Raw genomic sequence first — 15,353 nt, forward strand, 5'->3', positions numbered from 1 at the left:
TGTTCACCGGCCGGCGGGGCTGGACAGCCCCGTGCTCGTGCCCTTGATGTTCTCGATGCTGGCCGGCAGGTGGGACAGCCCGAAGCGGGCGGCCATGGTCGCGGCCTTGTCGAGGACGTGGAGGCCATCATCGCGGGGCCGCGTAGCCGTGCCGGCCATCCCTGCTCAGCGCAGTCCCCACCCACAGCCGTGATCTGGCCCGGTCGCAACGGCAGAGCCGGTCGTCGACCGCGAATCCCCCGCCGCATCGCTCCTCAACGCGGAAGTCGCGGGCCCAGCCGGGCTGACACGCCCGTCCGGATCTTCGCCGCCCGCTGGGAGGGCGATCCGGCCTGCCTCCCCCCTCACCGAGGGCGTGATGCTGCACGGACCGGCGCAGCGGGGAGTGGCGGCTCCGCTCCCGGACCGCTTAGGGTCAGTAGGTCTTCACGTACCAGAGCGCGCCACCGAGGAAAATCGGCAGTGTGAAGGCTATCTGGAGCATCCAGGGAACACCCGGCCCCTCGTCGTCAGGCTTGCCGGGGTTCTCCGCACGCCACGTCATGAAGGCCCGCATCGCCTCCCAATGGCCCACGATGCCCAGAGCGATGCCCAGGATCCCCCGCAGTAGACGGGAAGCAGTTCGTTCAGAGACCAGTCGTAGTTGGCGCTGAAGGCCGCAATCGCGAGGAACCCCGCCACCGGACCGCACGACACCCAGATCATCTGCCGCCGGTTGACCATCCCTGGAAAAAACAGGGCGAGGTACAGCACCACACTGACCGCGGCAAACAACCACCACAGCGGAGAGGACTTCTCCAGCACCAGACCCCCCTTCTTCATGTGACACCGCTGCCGCAGCTCAAGGCCTGTATGACAACCCTAATAGCCCGCGGATGATGAAAATCAGAGGGGCGGACGATCTCCTTCGCAGGCAGTGACTCGCAACCGGCGTGAGCACCCCCGAGAACCGGTCACACCAGTCCTGTGACCTGACGCCTCACAGAACGGCCACAAGGGCGCCACGGCCACGCTGGCCGAGGACGATCCCGGCGGCAGCGGCAAGCACGTCGCTGAAGCTCGATACGACGTTGCTGGCGACCACTGACCACAGCCCACCACCGGATCGTGGGTTTCCACGACCCGGTGAACCGCGTCCCGGCTGCCCGGGACGTGGTGGCCCACGACGTCTAAAGGCTTTTAAAGAACTTGGGGAAAAAACCCAACCAAACCCCACCCCACCCCCGTCCTGACCTGCATCACTCGCACGGGTGACAAAGGGCAATCGGGCTGGATTCGGGGCGGGTTGGCTGGCATATGCTCGCGGCGACCGATCACCCCAGAACATGAGACGGCCCCCGGCGAGACTGACAATCTCGAACGAGGGCCTGACCACGAGGAAGACAGCACTTCCCAATGGATACCTCGCAGGCTATCGCGCCCCCGCCCGCCCGGCGCAGCTCACCCTCACCCGGGCCTCAGACCGACGTCACGCCGACTTCCGGCGTCATCCACGTCAACGTCCGCCACGTCTCCGGCTTCGTGGTCATCGGCAACCACCTCGCCCAGCACCGCGCGCTCTCGCTCGTCGCGATCGGGCTCGCCGTGCACATCCAGTCGCTGCCCGCCGGGGCGAAGGTCGGCATCAAGGTCCTCGCCGAGCGCTTCCCGGAGAGCGAGACGCGGATCGCGGCCGCCCTGCGCGAACTGGAGGCGGTCGGCTATCTGCACCGCAGCCGCGTACGGCTCCGTACGGGCCGCTTGGTCACCCGTACGGTCTCGTACAACCAGCCGCGCACCATCGGACCCGAATCCGCCGAACCGAGGCCCGCCAAGCCCGAACCCGCCACTCGGAAGACCACCGCCCCCAAGATCACCACGCTGCCGCCCCCACGTCCTGACGCGGACGTCCACGACGAAACAACGGCCCCACCACCGCCACCGCCTCCGCAGACACCGGCCGCTCCCCCGCCGCCCCCGTCCCCGCTCCAGCCCCCGGCGTCCCCACCTCCGACGGTTCCCGCCCCCGCTGCGTTCGTCCACGTACCGGCTCGTACGGCTCCGAGGAAGCGGCCCGCACCGCTGCCCCGGCCCCACTCACCCACCGAGGAGCTTCACCGGGCCGCCACGGCGCTGCTCGCCGACCTGCGCCGTCACGCGCCCCAGCTGACCCTGTCCGAGGCGGATATCGCGAATCTCGCACCCGGCGTCGCAACCTGGCTCGAACGGGACGCGCACCCCGACGCCGTACGCCATGCCCTCACCAGCGACCTTCCGGTCCCCGTCAAACACCCGGCGAAGTTCGTCCGCAGCCGGATCACCGCGCTTCTGCCACCGCCGCTCCCCGGCACCGCCGACCTCGTCCCGCCGCCACGTCGCAAGATCGTCGTCATTCCCCTCGTGACCTGCGACGGCTGCGAGCGCTCCTTCCGTTCCCCCGATCCCGAGCCCGCCTACTGCCGCGACTGCCGAGCCGAACGGGCGCAGGCAGCGGCACAGCCACAGCCACAGACGTACGCAGCGTCGTAGGGGCGTCATCACGTGCTGCCGTCCGCGGACAGACGCTCCGGGAGCCCGAGGCGCGCGAACCGGTCGGCGTGGAAGGTGGTGATCTCGGTGATCGCCCCACCGGTGATGCGCAGGACGTCGATCGTCAGCGGCAGATACGCGCGCTCGGAGGACTGCCAGAGGTAGAAGGCCCGCGCAGGCTGCCGGTTCACGGAGGTGGGGACGGCGCGCAGGCCGGTCATGCCCTCGAAGCCGCTCTCGACCAGGAAGTTCACCACCGCGTCGCGGCCGACGAACGTGCCGGGGGTGGGCGGCATCGAGAAGCGGACGTCGTCCCGGAGCATCGAGGCCAGCGCCTTGACGTCCGTGGCCACGCTGGCCTCGGTGTACCGGCGCACCAGCTCGCGCGTGGTGGTGTCCTCCTCGCTGACGCTCCAGTCCTGCCGCTCGCCGGGGAGGTGCGCGCGCAATCCGGAACGGGCCCGCTGCAGGGCGCTGTTCACCGAGTTGACGGAGTCCCCGAGGAGGCCCGCGACGTCCTTCGCCGGCCAGCCGAGCACATCCCGCAGGATCAGCACGGCCCGCGGGCGCGGCGCGAGGTGCTGCACCGCGACGACATACGCCAGCTCGATCGTCTCCCGGGCCACCGCCATGCTCTCGGGCTCGTCCGCGTTCGCCGCGGGCAGCTCGTCGAGCAGTTCGTCGAGCAGCCGGTCCGGGTAGGGCTGCAGCCACCGCACCTCGCCGCCGCTCGCGGGCTCCGGGCGGCGCTTGGCGAGGAGGTCCAGGCAGGCATTGGTGGCGATCTTGTACAGCCAGGCCCGGAACGTCGACCGGCCCTGGAAGGTCTCCCGCCGCCGCCAGGCCCGCAGGAACGTCTCCTGCACGGTGTCCTCGGCGTCCTCGAACGACGCGAGCATGCGGTAGCAGTGCACGTGCAGCTCCCGCCGATGCCGCTCGGCCAGCCCCGAGAACGCCGATTCGTCGGCCTCTCCCAGCCCCTTCACGCCCGGCCCGCTCATACCGAACCCCTCCAGCACCGTGCCCGCCGCCCTGTTCCCACTCATCAGACCGTCCCTCCGTCCCATCGTGTCCGTCGTAGATGTGACGGGTGCGGTCGCGAAAACTCATCACCGCTCTCCCGCAGCGGGCGTGACGAGGCGCCTCCCCACCACCCGCTTAGTTGTTCAACTAGATGCGCCGGCCGAATCCGTCCGGGCCGTGCCCACGCCCATACGCTCGGTTCACAAACTCTCCACCTACCGGGTCGACCAAGGGGCGATGGTGACGGAACTGGTCAAGCTGGGTGACGGCCTGCAGGTGTACACGCAGAGCGTCCTCGAAACGCAGTACATCTACGACGAGATCTTCCAGCAGGGCTGTTACAGCGCCCTGGAGCTGCCGGACAAGCCGCTGGTGTTCGACGTCGGGGGCAATATCGGGATGTTCGTCCTGTTCATCAAGAGCAGGTACCCGGAGGCGGAGATCGTCTCGTTCGAGCCCATGCCGGACTCGATCGACCTGTTCGGCAGGAACATGGACCTGCACGGCCACACGGACGTCACGCTGCACCGCACGGCCCTGGGCAGCAAGCCGGAGGCCGGTGTCACCTTCTCGTTCTTCCCGATGCTGCCGGCCAACTCCACCCGGTACCCGGAGATCAAGGAGCAGCCGAAGGCGCACATGGCGCAGCTGTCCGACGCGGCGCTGGCGGAGCAGATGTACTTCGCCGAGAAGGTGACGGTCGACGTGGAGCGGCTCGCGGCGTATCTGCCGGCGGACCGTGATGTGGACCTGCTGAAGGTCGACGTGGAGGGTGCCGAGGCCGATGTGCTGCTCGGCATCGACGACGCGCAGTGGCCGCGGATCCGCCGGGCCGTCGTGGAGGTCGCCGACCTGGACGACCAGCTGGAGCGGGTGTGCTCGATCCTGCGCGCGCAGGGCTTCGAGGTGACGCCACAGCAGGCGCCGCTGACCGACGCCGAGGAAAACTACTACATGGTGCAGGCCGTTCGCGTGTGACCCTGCGGGCTCGGTATACGGAAAACGCTCGGCCGGAGGTATTCCGGCCGAGCGTTTCCGTATGCCGTGCTCACGAACTCCGTGACCACCACCCGCACGGCCCCGGCGCCCGTGAAGGCGCCGGGGCCGCCGCTGTCAGCTGCCCAGCGGCCAGGGGACCTCGGGCGAGGGGTAGTAGTTCACGCGTGCCTCGCGCAGCCGCGGCCCCTGGGCCGCGAGGCGCACCTTGAAGGCGTCCCAGTTGTGCGAGGACGCCTTCGCCCAGCCGATCTCGGCGATCGACAGGAGGCGCGGGAAGGCGAGGTTCTCCAGCTGGTTGATGCCGAAGACCGTCTCCGACCACAGCGGCGCCTCGACGCCGGCGATCGTGGACTCGCCCAGCCCGGCCACCTGCTCCTCGGGCTTCCAGTCGTAGGAGTCCTCCACCGTGGAGGTCCCCGCCCAGGAGTTGCCGACGGGGTACTCCGGCAGCGCGTCGTTGTACTTCATGTCGAGATAGGCGTTGCTCGCCGGCGCCATGACGAACTTTCCGCCGCCCTTGGCGGCCTCGACCAGCTGCTCGTCGTTGATGCCCGCGGCCCACAGCTCGGTCATCGAGGTCTTCGGGTCGAGCGACCCGGCGGCCTCCTGCCAGCCGAAGACCTTCTTGCCGTGCTTCTCGACCAGCTTGGCGACCTTCTGGAGGTAGAGGTCCATCTCGGCCTGCGGCCGCTCGTGCGCCTCGTCACCGCCGATGTGGATGTACGGCCCGGGGGTGAGGGCCGCTATCTCGCCGATCACGTCGTCCAGGAACTCGTACGTCGTCGGGTTGTCGATGCACAGCTTGCCGAGCGGGCTGTTCACCCAGTCGGTGTACGGCTCCAGCGGCTTGCCGTCACAGGTCAGCTTGGCGTACGAGGCCAGCGCCGAGTGCATGTGGCTCGGGCCCTCGATCTCCGGGACGACCGTGACGCCGCGCGCCCAGGCGTAGGCGACGAGGTCGCTGTACTGCTCCTGCGTGTAGTAGCCGCCGAGCATCCCGCCGGTGCCGCTGCTGCCACCGATCTTGGCCAGTTCCGGCCAGGACTTGATCTCGATCCGCCAGCCCTGGTCGTCGACCAGGTGCAGATGCAGATAGTTGATCTTGTAGCGGGCGATGGCGTCGATGTAGCCCTTCACGTCCGGGGCCGGAAGGTGGTGCCGGGCCACGTCGAGCATGGCGCCCCGGTACCCGTAGCGCGGGGCGTCCGAGATCACGCCGCCCTGCACCCTCCAGGGACCCGGCATCCGCTGGGCGCGGTCGACCTTGACCGGCAGCAGCTGACGCAGCGTCTCCACCCCGTTGAACAGGCCGGCGCGGTCGTCGGCGCGGATCGTGACGGCGTGTGAGGTCACCTCCAGTTCGTAGCCCTCGGGCTTCGTCACCTTGTTGGCGCCGCCGAGCGCCAGCACGATGCCCTCCGGCCGGGCGCCGGAGGCCAGGGAGCGCACCGGGAGGGCGTAACCGGTGGGCTTGCGCAGCAGGCCGGTGAGGAACGCGGCGGCGTCGGTCGCCTCCTTGGAACCGGCGGTCGCGTAGACCGCGTCGTCCGGCTCCAGATCGAAGGCGACACCGGCCGTGGTGCGGACCTCGGCGGGCTGCGGGACGACCCGGGTCAGCGGCACCGTGCCGCTCACCCGGGCCTGGCCGCCCGCCGACGCGCTCGCCGTGGTCAGCATGGCCGTCATCGTCACCACGACCGCGATCACTGTCCCCTTCGCACGGCGTGCGAGACGGTGTCCGGGTGGACTTGCGTGTGTGTTCATCGGTGACTGCGTCTCTCTGTCGAGGCGGACTGATGTGAGGCGGACTGATGTCCTGAATCCATCGACAACCAGCTTGGTCAACACGGTCTAGCGGGAGCCCTAGTCTTCGTTCCGCTCGCTCGAAGGCGGCCCCCGGGCGTGTACATACTCACGCCGTGAACGGACAACCGGCCCAGGACCGACCCACGCCCCCGCGGACAGCCGGCCGAAGCGGCCACATCGGCGTCTGCACCTTCCCCGCGTACGCGCACATCGCACCGGCCGTTCCGCTGATGACCGAACTGGTGCGGCGCGGACACCGGGTCACCTGCTTCGTCACCGAACGCTTCACCGATCTGGTGCGGAGCAGCGGCGCCGAGGCCGTCGTCTATCCGTCGCGCTTCCCATGGGCCGACGGGCCGACCGGAACCCCGGTGGAGAACATCCTCGCCTTCTTCGAGGAGGCGCTGGCCCCGCTGGAGACGGTGGCCGCCCGGTTCGACGGCGACCGGCCCGATCTCCTCGCCCATGACCTCGCGGCCTCCGAGGGCGCCCGGCTGCTGGCCCGCGCCTGGGACGTGCCGGTGGTGCAGCTGTGCCCGACCATCGCCTCCGGACCCGGCTTCTCGATGTCCGAGCGGCAGAGCCGGGAGGTGACCGGCCCGCCGCCGGAACCGGTCGACCCGCACGACCCGGCCATCGCCGCGTTCGTGGACCGCCGCAAGCGGCTGCTCGGCAGGCTCGGTCTGGACGATTCGCCGCTGGACGGTTTCGGCGGCGACGACGGCGACAACATCGTCTTCCTGCCGAAGGAGTTCCAGCCGGCCGCGGAGACCTTCGACGACCGGTTCTCGTTCATCGGGCCCTGCCTCACCGACGGCTCCGAGGACGGCGGAACGGAGCCCGGCGGCTGGCAGCCGCCGGACGGCCGCAAGGTCGTGCTGCTCTCACTCGGCAGCTCGTACACCCCCGACCAGGCCGCCTTCCTGCGGTTCTGCGTCGAGGCGCTGGCCGGGTCGCCGTGGCACCTGGTGGTGACCCTCGGCCACCGCGTCACCGCGGAGGAGCTGGGTCCGCTGCCGGACCACGTGGAGACCCACCAGTGGCTCCGGCACCCCGAAGTCCTGCGGCACGCCTCCGCGTTCATCACCCACGCCGGGATGGGCAGCGTCATGGAGTCGCTGGTCCACGGCGTGCCGATGGTGTTCGTGCCGTACCACATCGACCAGCGGGTCATCGCCCAGCAGGCCGCCGGCCTCGATCTGGGACGCGTCCTCATGCGGGAGTCGGCCGATGCGGCCGCGCTGCGTGCGGCGGTCGACGAGGTCGTCTCCGGCCCGGACATCGCGGCCGCCGTGGCCGCGATGCGCCGCCATGTGCGCGAGGCGGGAGGCGCCGCGCGCGGTGCCGACGCCGTCGAGCGCCTGATGCGCCGGCCCGGCCGTCCACGCACCCATCCCGCGCCACCTACGGAAGTGACTCACCCATGAAGGGCATCATCCTCGCCGGGGGCGCCGGAACGCGCCTGCACCCCGTCACCCTCGCCGTCTCCAAGCAACTGCTCCCCGTCTACGACAAGCCCATGATCTACTACCCGCTCTCCGTGCTCATGCTCGCGGACGTCCGGGACATCCTGATCATCTCGACGGCCGAGGACCAGCCGCTGTTCCAGCGGCTCCTCGGTGACGGTTCCGAGCTGGGCCTGCGGCTGAGCTACGCGGTCCAGCAGGACCCCAACGGGCTGCCCGAGGCGTTCGTCATCGGCGCGGACTTCATCGGTGACGACTCGGTCGCGCTGATCCTCGGCGACAACATCTTCTACGGCCCCGGCATGTCCGACCGGCTGCACGAGAGCCGCCGCGACCTGGACGGCTGCGTGCTGTTCGGCTACCACGTCTCCGACCCCGAGCGCTACGGCGTGGGCGAGGTCGACGAGCGGGGCCGGCTGATCGGCATCGAGGAGAAGCCGGTCCGGCCGCGCACCAACCGCGCCATCACGGGGCTGTACTTCTTCGACAACCACGTCGTGGACATCGCCAAGAACCTGACGCCGTCGGCGCGCGGCGAGCTGGAGATCACCGACGTCATCCGGCACTACCAGCGCGACGGCAAGGCGCACGTCGTCGACCTGGGCCAGGGCTTCGCCTGGCTGGACACCGGGACCCACGACTCGCTGATGGACGCCGGCCAGTACGTCCAGGTGCTGGAGCGGCGCCAGGGGGTGCGCATCGCCTGTATCGAGGAGATCGCCCTGCGGCGCGGCTTCATCGACGCCGAGGCCTGCCTGCGGCGCGGTGCGCGGCTGACCAAGTCCGGTTACGGCGAGTACGTCATCAACCTCGCCCGCCGGAGCCTGGAGGCCCCGGCCTCCGAGCCGCTGCCCACCGTCGCGGCGCAGCCCCGGGAGATGGCGGGCCTGCGATGAGCGGCCGTCACATCGCCTTCTTCAACTACGCCGCGCACGGCCATGTGAACCCGACCCTGCCCGTCGTCGCCGAGCTGGTGCGGCGCGGAAACCGGGTGACGTACGTGGTCGCGGACCAGTTCGCGGACGTGGTCGCGGCCACCGGCGCCGACGTGATCCCGTACGAGTCGGTCGTGCCGAAGTCCTGGAACACGGTCGCCATCCCGGCGAAGATCACCGGCGACGACATGGCCGAGGCCGCGGTCGGCCATCTGACCGAGGCGTTCGCGCCGCTCGACGAGGCGGAGAAGCGGCTCGGCGACGACCGGCCGGACGTCATGGTCTACGACGCGTTCGGCTTCGCGACCGGCCGGCTGCTGGCCCGCAAGTGGCAGCTGCCGTCGGTGCTGACGGCGACGACGTTCGTGGTCAGCGAGACCTGCAATCCGTACGCCGAACTCGCCGCGACCATGTCCGCGCCCGATCCGGACCATCCGGCGCTGGCCCGTCACCGGCAGCTGCTGCGCGGCACGCTGGACGCGCACGGCCTGGGCGACATGTCGAACGAGGAGTTCACCGGCGCCCCCGAGGAGCGGACCGTCGTCTTCGTCGCGCCCGAGTTCCAGCCGGGCACCGAGACGTTCGACGAACGGCACGTGTTCGTCGGACCGTGCATCGGGGACCGCGCCCACCAGGGCGGTTGGCAGCGGCCGGACGACGGGCGGCCGGTGGTGCTCGTCGCCCTGGGCAGCTTCGGTTACGAGAACCAGGCGGCGTTCTACCGGGACGCGCTCGCCGCGCTCGCCGATCTGCCCTGGCACGTCGTCATGTCGCTGGGTGGCCTGGTCACCGCGGACGATCTGGGTCCGCTCCCGCCGAACGTGGAGGCGGCGCCCTGGGTGCCGCAGCTGTCGGTGCTGGCACACGCCTCGGCCTTCGTCTCGCACGCCGGGATGGGCAGCACGATGGAGGCGCTGTCGTTCGGCGTGCCGCCGGTCGTGGTGCCCCGTACGGGCGAGCAGGACCTGGTGGCCGCGCGCGTCGCCGAACTGGGCCTGGGCCGCTCCATCGCCCCGGCCGACCTCGACGCGCCGGGGCTGCGCGCCGCGGTCCTGGACCTCGCCGAGGACCGGGAGACCCGGCGGCGGGTGCGGGAGCTGTCCGCGAACATCGCCGCCCGGCGCGGCCCGTCGCTCGCCGCCGACACGATCGAGGCCAGGGCGGCCGCGTCATGACCGAGTCCCCCCGGCACTTCGCCTTCCTCCCCTATCCGGCGTACGGGCACATGGTGCCGGCGCTCCCGGTGGTCGCCGAGCTCGTGGAGCGCGGCCACCGGGTCACCTGCTTCACCACCGAGGAGTTCCTGGACCGGGTCCGGGCCACGGGCGCGGAGGCGTGCCTCTACGATCCGCCGCTCTCCTCCGACCCGCCGCCGGACGTCATCGACGCCGACGAGTGCGCGCGGGCGCCGCTGAAGCTGCTGGAGGCCAGCACGGCGGTCCTCCCGGCGATCGAGGCCCGTTTCGCTGACGGGCCGCCGGACGTCGTCGCGTACGACACCACGCTGTGGCTGACCGGGCGGCTGCTGGCGGCCCGCTGGGGGCGGCCCAGTGTGCAGCTGTCCCCGACGTTCATCTCGAACGAGCACTTCAACCTCTCCGAGCAGCACCAGGAGTTCGCCGGGCAGATCGATCCGGCGCACCCCGCGATCATCGCGTTCGCGGAGCGGCTGCGGTCCCTCGTGACCGGCAGCGGTCTGCGCGAGGAGCAGCAGGCCGAACTGTTCAACGGGCACGAGGAGTTCACCGTCGCGTTCGTGCCCAAGGAGTTCCAGTTCCGGGGCGACACCTTCGACGACCACCACGTCTTCGTCGGACCGACGACCCGGCCACCGGCCCCGGCGGCCGACGGCACGGCCTGGCAGCCGCCGGAGGACGGCCGCCCGGTGCTCCTCGTCTCCCTCGGCACCACCGTCAACAACCACCCCGACTTCTTCCGCGACTGCGTGAAGGCCTTCGCCGATCTCCCCTGGCACCTGGTCCTCGCCCTCGGCAAGCGGGTCGCTCCCGAAGAGCTGGGCCCCCTGCCGCCCCATGTCGAGGCGCATCCCTGGGTGCCCCTGGCCGAGGTCCTGCCGCACACCTCGGTCCTCCTCTGCCAGGCCGGCATGGGCAGCGTCCAGGAGGGCCTGCGGGCCGGTGTCCCCATGGTCGTCGTCCCCCACCACCCCGAACAGCACGTCAACGCCCGGCGCCTGACCGACCTCGGCCTCGCCCGGACCGTGCGGCGCGAGGACGCGACCGTGACCGCCCTGCGCGACGCCGTGCTCGACGTGGCCGCCGACACACCGCTGCGCGAACGCGTCCGGGACATGAGCCACCACGTCCGCTCGGCCGGCGGCGCGGCACGGGCGGCCGACGCGATCGAGCAGCGGTTGCGGGCACTGACGCCGGAGAGAACCCGATGAGCCTGGAGGCGACGCGATGACGCCGGAGACCGCCGACGGGACGGGGCGGGTGGCGGAGGCCGGTACGGGACCTGTACGGGAGGCAGGCCCCGCACCGGTTCCGGACCCGCCCGTCCCGGGGCCTGTACGGGAGGCAGGCCCCGGGCCGGTGCCGGACCCGCCGGTCGCGCTGCCCCAGACGCGGACCTGCCCCTTCGACCCGCCGCCGGAGTACGCCAAGCTGCGCGAGACGTGTCCGGTCGCCCCGCTCGCCCTGACCGTGGGGCCGGGGCAGGGCTCCGGCTGGCTGGTGACGCGGCTCGCGGACGTACGGGCCGTGCTGAGCGACCGGCGGTTCAGCCACCGCAACGAGCTGATCGGTCTGCCGATCCCGCCGCCCTTCCCCATGGACACGTACGCCCCGCCGCCCGCGGCCCCCGGCGCGTTCATCAAGATGGACCAGCCGGACCACTCCCGCTACCGGCGGCTGCTGGCCCGGCGGTTCACGATGCGGTCGGTGGCGGCGCTGACCCCGATGATCACGCGGCTGACGGAGGAGTACCTGGACGGGCTGGCCGGGTCCGACCGGCCCGTGGACCTGGTGTCCGCGTTCGCTGAGCCGTTCACGGTCCGGGTGATGTGCGAGATGCTCGGCGTGCCCGAGGCGCTGCGCGAACCGCTCTCGCGGCATCTGGCCGTCCTGTCCCGGATGCACTACACGGTCGAGGAACTGATCACCGCGTGCACGGCGATCGCCGAGGCGCTCCAGGACCTCGTCGCCGCCAAGCGCACCGACCCGGGCACGGACCTGCTCGGCGAACTCGCCACCGACGAAGGCCTCACCGACGAGGAGGTCGTCAACCTCGCCTGGGCCCTGCTCGGCGGCGGTTTCGACACGACGGCCAACATGCTGGCCCTCGGCACCTTCGCCCTGCTGGCCCACCCCGACCAACTGGCCCTCCTGCGCACCCGCCCCGACCTGGCGGACAACGCCGTGGAGCAACTGCTCCGCTACCTCACCATCTCCCACCTCGGGGCCAGCCGCGCCGCCCTGGAGGACGTCGACCTGAACGGCGTGCCGATCAAGGCCGGGGACACCGTCGTCCTCGCCCTCCCGGCCGCCAACCGCGACCCGGCCCACTTCGACGACCCCGACCGGCTCGACATCACCGCCCCCGCGCAGGGCCACGTCGCCTTCGGCCACGGCGAGCACCAGTGCATCGGCCAGAACCTGGCCCGCGCCACCCTCCGCATCGCCCTCCCGATGCTCTTCGCCCGCTTCCCCGGCCTGCGCCTCGCGGCCCCGGCGGAGGACGTACCGCTGCGCTCGGACATGCTCCATTACGGAGTGCACGAACTGCTGGTGGAGACGGGGGGCTGAGGGGCCCGGCCCACAAACGGCCGCTCGCCGCCCGCTGCTACCGTCATGATCATGGACCTGACCAACAATTCAGCGGTGAGAGCCGAATCGAGAATCGAGCACGCCATCGATGCGCGCACTCACCGAAAGATTCACGAGCTGCTGACGGAGGCCTTCCCCGGCTACCCCTCCCGCTCCTACTTCAAGCAGCTCCCCCATCTCAGGTACCTGGCGTGGGAGGACGACACCCTCGTCGCGCACGCGGGCATCGACCACCGGATGATCAGGAACGGTGATACGCCGTTGCGGATATTCGGAATCGTGGATGTCTGCGTCGCCGCACCAGCACGGTCGAGGGGAATAGCCGGCAGTCTTCTGAACGACATCGAAACCACGGCCCGCTCTTCCGGCGCCGACGCGCTGCTCCTCTTCGCGGACGACCCGCGCCTCTACCTCGCCAACGGTTACCGCCAGGTATCGAACCATGCGAAATGGCTGATGCTCCATGAACACGAAACGTTCGGCACAGCGGAGAAGCCCGTCAGCGAGATGATGGTGAAAATGCTGTCGGACGAGCCCTGGGGCGAAGGAGTCGTCGACCTTCTCGGCTACCTCTTCTGACTCCCTTGAGCCGAACGCGCGGTGTCCGGGCGCGGTGATTGCGAGGATCAGGAACGTGCTGATTCCCCGAGCCGTCGCCCTCGTCGTCGACGGACCCCGCGTGCTGGTCATCAAGCGCTTCCTCAAGCACGAATCCGCAGCCGTCTGCGTCATGTGCGGCGACAGCGGACGGACCGGACCAGCGTGCCCCGGCCATCACTACGCGGTCCTCCCCGGCGGCGGCGTCGAAAGCGGAGAAACCGCCGAGGAGGCCGCTCTGCGCGAGCTGACCGAGGAGACCACACTCAGCGCGCGGATCGACCGGCTGGCCTGGACGGGCCGGCACAACGGCCGGCCGGCCTCGTACTTCCTCATGACGGACGTCAGCGGCACCCCGACCCTGTCCGGCGACGAGGCGCAGGCACACGGCCCGAGCAACAGCTTCGAGCTCAGATGGGCGACCGCTGAGGAATTCGACCCCCTCAACCTTCATCCTTCAGACATCCGGACACCTCTGGCCGGTCTCCTCGCCCGCTGACAAGCGCCAGATCTTCGGCCGAGCCGCCTTCACGCCGCTACGCGAGCGGTTCAGCCCCGCGTGATCCCGCCGGCTGAATTCCGGCTACTTCAGCAGCCGGAATCCGGGCTGCTGGACCCATGCTCGGAGGAATTCCGCCGAGCCGTACGCCGCGGGCCACGGATCGGTCATCGTCGCGACGATGCCGGGCAGGCCGGTCACGATCGAAACCTGGTCCTCTCGCAGTTCGACATTGGCGATACCGCCGATGACATCCATGACGGCGGCGGTCAGCAGGGCCGTCACGAGGTGGTCGACAGGGCTGTTGCAGAACGCGATGACGTCGACCGCGTGGGTGGGGGTGAAGCCGATGAGAGGTTCCTGGTCGACTTCGTCGGCGTGCTCGGCCTCGAAAATGCCCTCGTCGCCGATCCCAGGCCCCATGAGAGAAACCAGCACGGGCCGGCCTCCGTCCACGTCCCCGGCATCCGTGATCCCCAGGCTCTCCGCGTTGACGTTCAGGTCGTACTCGCCGACCCGTTTCTCCTCGAACCGCGCCGAGACGCCCACCAGGAACGCGCGGAGCCGCTGGATCGCCACGCGGGGGACGGCCTCCGCCAACTCGACCACCAACACCGGTCCGCTCATGGCCCGGAGCCTAACCGGCCGGGCTGTCACCCCCAACCGATTACTCAGCGTGGCTACGTCACGGAATCCGTGGCTGATTCGATCCTGTACGGGAGATCATGCCGGGCATGACTACCGAGCTGATCATCTGGCTGCACGAGCAGATCGACGCCGACGAAGTGGCAGCCGCGAACCGGCCACCCGAATCATGGCTTCCCGAAGGACTGACCCCGGACGACCCGCTCGCCGCGCTCTACTCACCCGCCCGCACCATCGCCATGCGCCGCGACCTGCTCGCCGCCTGGCACGACCCGGAACACGCCGATTCCGAGGACCACGACAGCCACAGCGTCGACTGGTCGCTGCGGGTCCTCGCGGCCACCGCGTACGCCGATCGCCCGGGATACCCCGCAGTGGCCGCCATCGAGCGGTCGGCCGCCTCGATCAACTCCGGTAGCGCGAGCGCCAGACGGTGCTCATCGCCCGCGGCATCAGCCTGTGCTGCAGCCCGGGTCCGTTCCGCCAGTCCTTCCAGCGGCGCGCGGGGAGCTGTGTCAGCTGGTCGGCGGACCAGGCGGCGCCGCAGGTGAAAGGCGACTGCCCGCACCGCCGCGTGCTCCTCCCCGCACGGCGGGTAGGGCTGACCGGTCAGGTCGGCGACATCCAACCGCAAGACGGTGGCCAGCGCTGCCAGTCGGCAGCGGCGGTCCATCCACTCCCTGCCCGTCTCCAGCCCGCAGGGGTAATCAGGTGCCAGATCGGTATGGGCGGCAAGGTCATCCCAGGTCAGTCCCGGCGTCGGCGCCAGGCGGCCAGGCGGACCCCCATCGGGCAGCCGGCGGTCGTCTCGTCCAGGTCGCGCATCAACAGATAGCTCGCCACATCTACTCGCCCGAAACGCGTGCTCTGCCGGGACGAAAGCCGCCCTGTCGGTCAGGTAGGGCAGGTCCCCCACGGCGGGCCACACATGCCTGTCGCGCGACACATTAGTCACACCGCTGGAGGCCACGTGACGGGCGGGCGACGCGCCCGGTCAGGGCAAAGGCAGGATCGGGGCCGACAGGACCGCGGGTACCCCATGATCCGACTGCTCGAATCGTCGGCGACGAGAACCCCTCGTCGCCGA

Annotated in this window: 15 protein-coding genes and 1 pseudogene; 10 read left to right on the top strand and 6 right to left on the bottom strand. The window is 70.4% G+C overall.

Translation table 11 applies throughout. The features are described from left to right. Window positions 1-3 precede the first annotated feature (3 nt). The 3 genes and pseudogenes from ACZ4FH_RS30795 to ACZ4FH_RS30805 form a co-directional block, all read right to left on the bottom strand. Window positions 4-232 (bottom strand): annotated as a pseudogene (locus ACZ4FH_RS30795) (hypothetical protein); the annotation flags it as partial. Window positions 233-415: 183 nt separating this feature from the next. Next, window positions 416-544, bottom strand: coding sequence for a hypothetical protein (locus ACZ4FH_RS30800; protein ID WP_467309060.1), 129 nt, complete (start codon window positions 542-544; stop codon window positions 416-418). After that, a complete protein-coding gene (locus ACZ4FH_RS30805; protein WP_467309061.1) occupies window positions 541-804 on the bottom strand; it encodes a hypothetical protein in 264 nt (87 codons plus the stop codon). Before ACZ4FH_RS30805 ends, ACZ4FH_RS30800 begins: the two co-directional genes overlap by 4 nt. Before the next feature lie 591 nt (window positions 805-1,395). Between ACZ4FH_RS30805 and ACZ4FH_RS30810 the strand changes: the two genes are divergently transcribed. Continuing rightward, window positions 1,396-2,508, top strand: coding sequence for a helix-turn-helix domain-containing protein (locus tag ACZ4FH_RS30810; RefSeq protein ID WP_467309062.1), 1,113 nt, complete (start codon window positions 1,396-1,398; stop codon window positions 2,506-2,508). An 8-nt stretch (window positions 2,509-2,516) separates the two neighbouring features. On the opposite strand, the gene ACZ4FH_RS30815 is transcribed toward ACZ4FH_RS30810, so the two are convergent. Beyond that, window positions 2,517-3,554, bottom strand: a complete 1,038-nt coding sequence (locus ACZ4FH_RS30815; protein WP_467309063.1) for an RNA polymerase subunit sigma-70 — start codon at window positions 3,552-3,554, stop codon at window positions 2,517-2,519. Between the two features lie 154 nt (window positions 3,555-3,708). Between ACZ4FH_RS30815 and ACZ4FH_RS30820 the strand changes: the two genes are divergently transcribed. After that, window positions 3,709-4,509 carry an FkbM family methyltransferase gene (locus ACZ4FH_RS30820; protein WP_467309064.1) on the top strand — a complete coding sequence of 267 codons (801 nt, stop codon included), beginning with the start codon at window positions 3,709-3,711 and terminating at the stop codon, window positions 4,507-4,509. A gap of 135 nt (window positions 4,510-4,644) precedes the next feature. Here ACZ4FH_RS30820 and ACZ4FH_RS30825 read toward each other — a convergent pair whose 3' ends face one another. Next, the gene (locus tag ACZ4FH_RS30825) at window positions 4,645-6,216 is read right to left on the bottom strand and encodes a beta-N-acetylhexosaminidase (protein ID WP_467309089.1); all 1,572 of its coding nucleotides are present in this window, start codon (window positions 6,214-6,216) and stop codon (window positions 4,645-4,647) included. Between the two features lie 233 nt (window positions 6,217-6,449). Between ACZ4FH_RS30825 and ACZ4FH_RS30830 the strand changes: the two genes are divergently transcribed. The 7 genes from ACZ4FH_RS30830 to ACZ4FH_RS30860 all read left to right on the top strand — a co-directional run bounded on the left by ACZ4FH_RS30830 (window position 6,450) and on the right by ACZ4FH_RS30860 (window position 13,621). After that, window positions 6,450-7,763 (top strand): macrolide family glycosyltransferase, encoded by a 1,314-nt coding sequence (locus ACZ4FH_RS30830; RefSeq protein ID WP_467309065.1) that lies wholly within the window; start codon window positions 6,450-6,452, stop codon window positions 7,761-7,763. Next, the gene (gene rfbA, locus ACZ4FH_RS30835; RefSeq protein WP_467309066.1) at window positions 7,760-8,698 is read left to right on the top strand and encodes a glucose-1-phosphate thymidylyltransferase RfbA; all 939 of its coding nucleotides are present in this window, start codon (window positions 7,760-7,762) and stop codon (window positions 8,696-8,698) included. Before ACZ4FH_RS30830 ends, rfbA begins: the two co-directional genes overlap by 4 nt. Beyond that, window positions 8,695-9,912, top strand: coding sequence for a macrolide family glycosyltransferase (locus ACZ4FH_RS30840; protein WP_467309067.1), 1,218 nt, complete (start codon window positions 8,695-8,697; stop codon window positions 9,910-9,912). The genes rfbA and ACZ4FH_RS30840 overlap by 4 nt, the downstream gene beginning before the upstream one ends. Continuing rightward, on the top strand, window positions 9,909-11,144 hold the full coding sequence (locus tag ACZ4FH_RS30845; RefSeq protein WP_467309068.1) for a macrolide family glycosyltransferase: 1,236 nt from the start codon (window positions 9,909-9,911) through the stop codon (window positions 11,142-11,144). The genes ACZ4FH_RS30840 and ACZ4FH_RS30845 overlap by 4 nt, the downstream gene beginning before the upstream one ends. Before the next feature lie 148 nt (window positions 11,145-11,292). After that, window positions 11,293-12,504, top strand: coding sequence for a cytochrome P450 (locus tag ACZ4FH_RS30850; RefSeq protein ID WP_467309069.1), 1,212 nt, complete (start codon window positions 11,293-11,295; stop codon window positions 12,502-12,504). Window positions 12,505-12,555: 51 nt separating this feature from the next. Further along, the gene (locus ACZ4FH_RS30855) at window positions 12,556-13,104 is read left to right on the top strand and encodes a GNAT family N-acetyltransferase (protein WP_467309070.1); all 549 of its coding nucleotides are present in this window, start codon (window positions 12,556-12,558) and stop codon (window positions 13,102-13,104) included. Between the two features lie 55 nt (window positions 13,105-13,159). Then, window positions 13,160-13,621, top strand: coding sequence for an NUDIX hydrolase (locus ACZ4FH_RS30860; protein WP_467309071.1), 462 nt, complete (start codon window positions 13,160-13,162; stop codon window positions 13,619-13,621). An 84-nt stretch (window positions 13,622-13,705) separates the two neighbouring features. On the opposite strand, the gene ACZ4FH_RS30865 is transcribed toward ACZ4FH_RS30860, so the two are convergent. Next, entirely contained in the window at window positions 13,706-14,248 is a 543-nt protein-coding gene (locus ACZ4FH_RS30865; protein ID WP_467309072.1) for a DUF6368 family protein, read from the bottom strand. Between the two features lie 107 nt (window positions 14,249-14,355). Here ACZ4FH_RS30865 and ACZ4FH_RS30870 point away from each other — a divergent pair, with 107 nt between their 5' ends. Further along, entirely contained in the window at window positions 14,356-14,817 is a 462-nt protein-coding gene (locus ACZ4FH_RS30870) for a DUF6221 family protein (protein WP_467309073.1), read from the top strand. Window positions 14,818-15,353: the final 536 nt, after the last annotated feature.

The sequence above is a fragment of the Streptomyces sp. NPDC024555 genome, from assembly GCF_055559335.1.

What these genes read in the sequence shown, in the direction of transcription:
- ACZ4FH_RS30800 (WP_467309060.1), bottom strand. Translation starts at nt 544, where the DNA reads ATGACGTGGCGTGCGGAGAACCCCGGCAAGCCTGACGACGAGGGGCCG.
- ACZ4FH_RS30810 (WP_467309062.1), top strand. Translation starts at nt 1,396, where the DNA reads ATGGATACCTCGCAGGCTATCGCGCCCCCGCCCGCCCGGCGCAGCTCA.
- ACZ4FH_RS30815 (WP_467309063.1), bottom strand. Translation starts at nt 3,554, where the DNA reads ATGAGTGGGAACAGGGCGGCGGGCACGGTGCTGGAGGGGTTCGGTATG.
- ACZ4FH_RS30825 (WP_467309089.1), bottom strand. Translation starts at nt 6,216, where the DNA reads ATGACGGCCATGCTGACCACGGCGAGCGCGTCGGCGGGCGGCCAGGCC.
- rfbA (WP_467309066.1), top strand. Translation starts at nt 7,760, where the DNA reads ATGAAGGGCATCATCCTCGCCGGGGGCGCCGGAACGCGCCTGCACCCC.
- ACZ4FH_RS30840 (WP_467309067.1), top strand. Translation starts at nt 8,695, where the DNA reads ATGAGCGGCCGTCACATCGCCTTCTTCAACTACGCCGCGCACGGCCAT.
- ACZ4FH_RS30845 (WP_467309068.1), top strand. Translation starts at nt 9,909, where the DNA reads ATGACCGAGTCCCCCCGGCACTTCGCCTTCCTCCCCTATCCGGCGTAC.
- ACZ4FH_RS30855 (WP_467309070.1), top strand. Translation starts at nt 12,556, where the DNA reads ATGGACCTGACCAACAATTCAGCGGTGAGAGCCGAATCGAGAATCGAG.
- ACZ4FH_RS30865 (WP_467309072.1), bottom strand. Translation starts at nt 14,248, where the DNA reads ATGAGCGGACCGGTGTTGGTGGTCGAGTTGGCGGAGGCCGTCCCCCGC.
- ACZ4FH_RS30870 (WP_467309073.1), top strand. Translation starts at nt 14,356, where the DNA reads ATGACTACCGAGCTGATCATCTGGCTGCACGAGCAGATCGACGCCGAC.